Annotated in this window: 5 protein-coding genes; 2 read left to right on the forward strand and 3 right to left on the reverse strand. The window is 67.1% G+C overall.

What is annotated here, in order from left to right:
• Positions 1-180: 180 nt before the first annotated feature.
• Complete coding sequence (locus AB0M52_RS29350) at positions 181-696, forward strand: SMI1/KNR4 family protein (RefSeq protein ID WP_363960439.1); 516 nt, start codon at positions 181-183, stop codon at positions 694-696.
• A gap of 232 nt (positions 697-928) precedes the next feature.
• On the opposite strand, the gene AB0M52_RS29355 is transcribed toward AB0M52_RS29350, so the two are convergent.
• Positions 929-1669, reverse strand: a complete 741-nt coding sequence (locus AB0M52_RS29355; RefSeq protein ID WP_363960442.1) for an alpha/beta hydrolase — start codon at positions 1667-1669, stop codon at positions 929-931.
• Between the two features lie 56 nt (positions 1670-1725).
• Here AB0M52_RS29355 and AB0M52_RS29360 point away from each other — a divergent pair, with 56 nt between their 5' ends.
• Positions 1726-2688, forward strand: a complete 963-nt coding sequence (locus tag AB0M52_RS29360; protein WP_363960445.1) for a YafY family protein — start codon at positions 1726-1728, stop codon at positions 2686-2688.
• Positions 2689-2897: 209 nt separating this feature from the next.
• Here the strand turns inward: AB0M52_RS29360 and AB0M52_RS29365 are convergent, their stop codons facing one another.
• Both AB0M52_RS29365 and AB0M52_RS29370 read right to left on the reverse strand, forming a co-directional pair.
• Complete coding sequence (locus tag AB0M52_RS29365; RefSeq protein ID WP_210898530.1) at positions 2898-3293, reverse strand: hypothetical protein; 396 nt, start codon at positions 3291-3293, stop codon at positions 2898-2900.
• 32 nt (positions 3294-3325) lie between these two features.
• Positions 3326-5335, reverse strand: coding sequence for a hypothetical protein (locus AB0M52_RS29370; protein WP_363960448.1), 2010 nt, complete (start codon positions 5333-5335; stop codon positions 3326-3328).
• Positions 5336-5773 lie beyond the last annotated feature (438 nt).

Below are 5773 nucleotides of genomic sequence, written 5' to 3' on the forward strand. Positions count from 1 at the left end.
GCGTGGGCAGCCGAAAAGCGAGCGACAACCCGGGCGCCTCGACCGAAGCCTGGCCCGGCCACGGTCGCAGGTCAATGAAACAAGTAGCCGATGAGCGGATGCCCGGCGGTTTGTCCGCCGCGAGACGCAGGCGAGGTCTTCCCGGCAGGGCAGCCGTGTCCGTCTGCGTAGGATCGCTTGGTGACCGAGGAGGACCGAACACTGCCGGCCGTCGTCGAAGAAGCACACGCATCGGGGTTCTTCGAGGACCACGACGGCCACGACTTCCAGCCGGACGACATGTTCATGTGGTCCGGCGAGACCACCGAGTGGTGGCGTTACTGGACCGGCGACTCGGCCGCCGGCGCCCCACCGTTTCGGGTCTTCGGACGCGACGGGTCCGGCGGGTTGGCTGCCTTCTGGATCCGTGCGCCGGGAGCCGCAATCGAAACACAACCCATCGTGTTCCTCGGTTCGGAGGGCGAACTGCAGGTCATCGCCCGAGACCTGGGTGACTACCTTTGGCTGCTGGCGAGCGGCGTTGGACCCTTGGAGACTGTCGACGGCCTTCACCGCGTACCCGAGCCCATCACGGAGCTCGTCGCCATTGCTCAGCGACACACCGGCACTGCGCCGCGGACCGTTGAGGCACTGATCGCCGCCGCCGATGCCGAGCTACCCGCGTTGACAGCGCTCGTCACTTCCGCAACCAAGTAGGCAAGCGGGGATCCGTACGGCCGACGCACCCTCACCGATCTGCCTCCGCCCGACGTCCGAATCTGGCCGCGATTCGTGCGCTACGCAGAGTCACGGCGCGTTGGCGTGGGTGGCGCACGGACGTGTCGAATTGAGGACGTTGCTTTGGGTGGCATGGCCTGGTCGTTCGGTTCCGTCGTCGACCGCGTACCGCTGCCGGGTGAGCTGGTGTGTGGTCACCCGGCAGCGGCGGTTACGCCGTCAGCCGCGCGTGGTGCAGGATTGCGGCCAGCTCGACCGGCCGGTTGAGCATCGGCCAATGCCAGGTCGGCAGTTCCTCGTAGCGCCACGCGTCGCCGGCCATGTGGCGGTACAGCGGCATTGTCGCGGCCATCCCCTTCGCCTGCGCGGCGGTGAAGCTCGACAGCACGCCGAGTCTGGGCAGTTTCTCCCACGCCCCGGTCAGCCGGACCGGGGCGGTGGCGGTCGCCCACGGCTGGTCGACCGACCGCTCGCGCAGCAGCGTGACGATCGAGTCACCCACGTCGGGCACGCCGGCGGCCAAGTCGGCCCAGGGCGGCGGCAGCAGCCGCCACCCGTCACCGTGGTCGGCCACCAATGCCGCGTTGCGCTCGCGCTCGGCCGGCGGGGTGAACTCGACCTGGGCCACCCCGTCGGGCAACGGGCCGGTGTCGACATAGACCAATTGGGCGACGCGGTCGGTGACGCGGTCGGCGGCCGCGGTGACGACGCTACCGGCGTAGCTGTGCCCGACGAGGACCACGTCGCGAAGGTCCTCGTAGCGCAGGAGGTTGACCACGTCGGTGACGTGGACGTCGAGGTCGGTGTCGGGACGGGCCAGGTGGGCGCGCTCCCCGAGGCCGGTCAGGCTGATCGGGTACACGTCGTGGCCGTGCCGGCGTAGTTCAGCGGCCGTCGAATGCCAGGCCCAGGCGCCGAGCCAGAACCCGGAAACCAGTACGAATGTCGTCATGCGTGGCACGCTACGGTCAATACCGGACAGTTTCCGCCCGGATTAGGAGGACTTCTTTGGCCAGACCGACAGCGCGGGTACTGGCCCTGCTGGAGATCCTCCAGTCGGGCGGCGCATTCAACGTCGCCGACCTGGCCCGCCGGCTCGGCGTCGACGAGCGCACCGTCCGCCGCTACGCGGCCCACCTCCTCGACCTGGGCATCCCGGTCGAGGCGCGCCGTGGCCGCTATGGCGGGTACCGGCTCGCGCCCGGATACAAGTTGCCGCCGCTCATGCTCACCGACGAGGAGGCGGTCGCCATTGCCCTCGGCCTTGCCGCCGGGCACCGCGCGGGACTGGTCACAGCCGATCACGCGGCCACCGAGAGCGCCACCGCCAAGCTGCGCCGGGTACTGCCAGCCGCCCTTGCCCGGCGCATCGACGCCCTACTGGTCACCATGGACGTCACCGGGCCGGTCCGGCAGCCCGCCCCGCCCGGCACCGAGGTGCTGCTGGTGCTCGCCGAGGCGGCCCGCCACCGACACCCGGTACAGCTGACGTACACCACCTGGCATAGCCGCTCCAGCGAACGCGGCCTGGACCCGTACGGGCTGGTCTTCCACAACGGCCGCTGGTACGTCACCGGTCGCGACCACGCCAGCGGATCGGTTCGGACATTCCGACTCGACCGCATCGGCGCCACTCGCGCCACCGGCGAAACGTTCGAGGTGCCGGCCGGGTTCGACCCCACCGGACACGTCCTTGCCGGACTGGCCTCGGTGCCCTACGCCCACGACGTCTCGGTTCTGCTGCACACCAGCCTCGCCCAGGCACGGCGGCGGATCCCTCCATCGGTCGGCACACTCGCCGAGGTCGCCGACGGAGTTCGGCTGACCACCCGAGCCGAACACCTCGACGGCGCCGCCCAGATGCTGGCCGGGCTCGGCTGGCCCTTCACCATCGAACGGCCCGCCGAACTCAGAACCGAGGTGCGCGCCCTGGCCGCCCGCCTACTCAGCCACGCAGACGCAGGCGAGTAGACCGCCATAGCGGCCCGTCGACGTTGGTATGCCGGCAAGCATGAAACATCCGCTCTTGCCGATGAGAGGGCGTCGCGGTCGCTGTTGTACCGATGTGAGTTCGCCGAGAAGTGGCCGTTGAGTGCCGGCCTGGCCGCGCAAGTCTTGCATGGCGATCGTACTTCCCGGCGATGTGCGGACTTGCTGGCAGATGCTGATTGTTAGGCGGGCTACAGGTTGTTGATTCGGGCCAGCAGCTCTGCCTCGGTCAGGTTTTCCAGGACCGCGTCCTGCTTGCGGCCCAGGACCGCCAGCAGCTTCTCCTTCTCCAACTTCTTGGCCGCCGCCGCCTTCGCCGCCTGGTCCTCCGAGAGGCGGACGGCGATGACGTGCTTGACGACCTCCAACTTGGTCTCCAAGGTCGCCTTGGCCGGATTGGCCTCGGTGGCCACGAATGACTCGGTGTCGACGGCCTTGAGTTCGGCGTTGACCGCCTTGGCCACATCATCGAGGCTAAAGCCGGACTTGGCGGTCAGCGGAAGCTCCCACAACTGTTCCGTGGTCAGCAGTCCCTTGGCCGACGGATAGCGGAACTTCTCCCGCGTGGCCTTTTCAAAAATGGTCACGATGGCTTCTCTCAGATTTTCTGGGTAGGGAATCAGAACTGGATGCTGATGAGGCGGCGCTGGCCGCCGGTCATGGTCACCTTGGCGACCACAGAGCTGCGGACCGTGGAGCTGAAGCCGAGGCCGGACAGCTGATCCGGAGACGGCTCGCACTTGGTGCGGTCGCCGAGAACCTCGAACACCTTGCGGTGCGGTTGCAGGTCGCCGCGGAGGAACTCGTTGTAGATTCCCCGGGTCGGCTGGTCGTTCACGCACCCTTTCAGGATGAAGAAGTAGTGCCGGTTGCCGACCTCGTTGTCGTCGAAGTAGTTCGGCGAGTACATGACGGTGGACACCGGTACGAACTGTTCGGTGGTGATGCCCCACAACTCCTTGCCCGCACTGCCCGGCTGCACGTCTTTACCCGGCCGGAAAGCGGTGATCACACCGCCGGTAACCGTCATCCGGCCCACCTCGACGGTCTCCTTGTGGCCGACCGCGCGCTCGTGGCTGTAATGCTCGATTTTCCCGTTGCTCTCGGTCTCGATCACGAAGCCGACCTGGGTGCTGTCCCGCTTGCGGTACTGGTTCACCTCGATCCGGTACTCACCGTCGGGGACACGGTCGGTCCAGGTGACGTTCTCCACCGGCTCGCGGGTGAGCGTCCCGCTGGCGTTCATGTCGACGTCCAGCTTGTTGCGCTGCTCCTGGTACCAGATGTGGTCGCCGTTGGGTTCGAACACGTGCAGGTCGAGGTCGTCGTGGTTGAACCAGGACAGGCTCACCCGCAGCTTGCCGGTGACGTTGCCGCCGGCCCGCTTGACCTTCTCCCTGATCGAGTCGGTGACGTTGCCGCCGTACGACCAGCCGAAATCGTTGTCCCACTTGAACAACCGCGGAGCAGCCGGGTGCCGGCCGGTCGTGAGACTGACGAAGTGCGGCTCGTAGGCGTTGGCGACCCATAGGTCGATGGTGGTGGCGCCGGGCAGGATGTCCTTTATGAAGGAGACCACGGGAATCTCCTCCGGCTTCGCGTCACGAAAGCGCGCACCTGCCGACTTCATGGTGGCCGCCTGCATGAGCAGCCCTTCGATGCCGTCCTTCATCCGCGGCTGTGTGTCGTTGTCTACCCATAGCACGTTGGTGACCGACACATCGGACAGCCGGGCGAACCGTCGCTGCAACGACTCCTCGATGCCCATCTCGTCAATGGTCTTCATGGCAGCCTTGACCATGGCCGGGGTGATCAACGCCGTGGGGCGCTGGTAATTCTGCGGTGCCACCTTCGTCTCGAACGACCGGACCGCCTGCTCCAGGTCGACGCCTGCGGAGAGATCCTGGACGAGGGTGCCGATCACCGTGTTGCGGAAGCGTGCCGCCGGGTTCATGGCGTTGGCGAAGACGAAGGCCCGTCCGTCGGTCGCCTTCGTCCACCGGTTCTGCAGCGACCGGAACTCGGTCACCGCCCGACGATGCTCCGTGCCGCGGTAGAGGGCGTTGTCGTCGATAAGGTCGACGACGGTGTCCAGAGCGTGCTGGGTCAGCTCAGCCAGGCCACGCTGGAAGACCTGCACCGCGGCGTCAAAGTTGCCCTGTGCCGCGCCGACGTCTTCGATGCGATGCCGCTTCTCCACCCGGCCGTGCAGGTGGTGCCACACCTCGACCTGGCCGTCGCGCAGCGTCCGGGTGGTCTTCGTCCCGTACTGCGCCTGAGTGGACCGGAAGATGGTGGACAACGGCAGCGAAAGAACGAACTCGTCCAAAGCGGCGGCGACGACGGAGAAGACCGGGTCGGAGGCCGACACCCCGGACCAGACGGTACGGACCCGCCCGGCGTGGATCTCGATGACGTTGCCGAAGTGCTTGATGAAACCGCGGCAGGTCGAGCAGTCGTACTCGGATCGCTCACGGAACCGCAGATTGGTGCCGGCGGGGAAGGATTCGAGAAAGGTGAGCCAGAGTGAGTCCCGGTCGAGGCCGTCGCCGACGGAGTACAACTCACCCCTGGACATGGTGGACAGACGCGAAGTCACATCCGTCACGAACTGCTGGAAATCGCCCACCGTTTCATCCCCCTTGGTCGCCGGAGATCCTACGGAGCGAACGCCAATCGGAGAAACGCGTTTCGGGCTTTTCGCACGGTCACAGACGGGCGCCGGTGGCCGGCGGTCAGTCGACCGGAGGGCGTATGGCGGTGGGGTGCCGGGCCGGCGGTCAGCAATTTCCGCCAGTTGGCCGGTGGCGCCGTTGAGTACATCCCGGCTCACGCAGCGGTTGCCTTCCCGGCACCGGCAGGCCTGGGTGGTCGAACAACTTCTCAGGCACGCCAGGCTCGCACCGAGGGACCGTGTGAACGTGCGCTCGCTCATGCCGCGATCGGGGTAGCTGGCCGCAAGATCGGTTGCACGCTCACTGCGCAGACTCTTCCTGTCGGCGGTCTCGTCGGGCACCGTGTCTGGTGCCGGCGATTTCGGGTCGTCGGCGCACCTGGTCCCCACCGG

It is taken from the genome of Micromonospora sp. NPDC051296 (assembly GCF_040682255.1).
GTDB lineage: Bacteria > Actinomycetota > Actinomycetes > Mycobacteriales > Micromonosporaceae > Micromonospora > Micromonospora craterilacus.

What these genes read in the sequence shown, in the direction of transcription:
- AB0M52_RS29355 (WP_363960442.1), bottom strand. Translation starts at nt 1,669, where the DNA reads ATGACGACATTCGTACTGGTTTCCGGGTTCTGGCTCGGCGCCTGGGCC.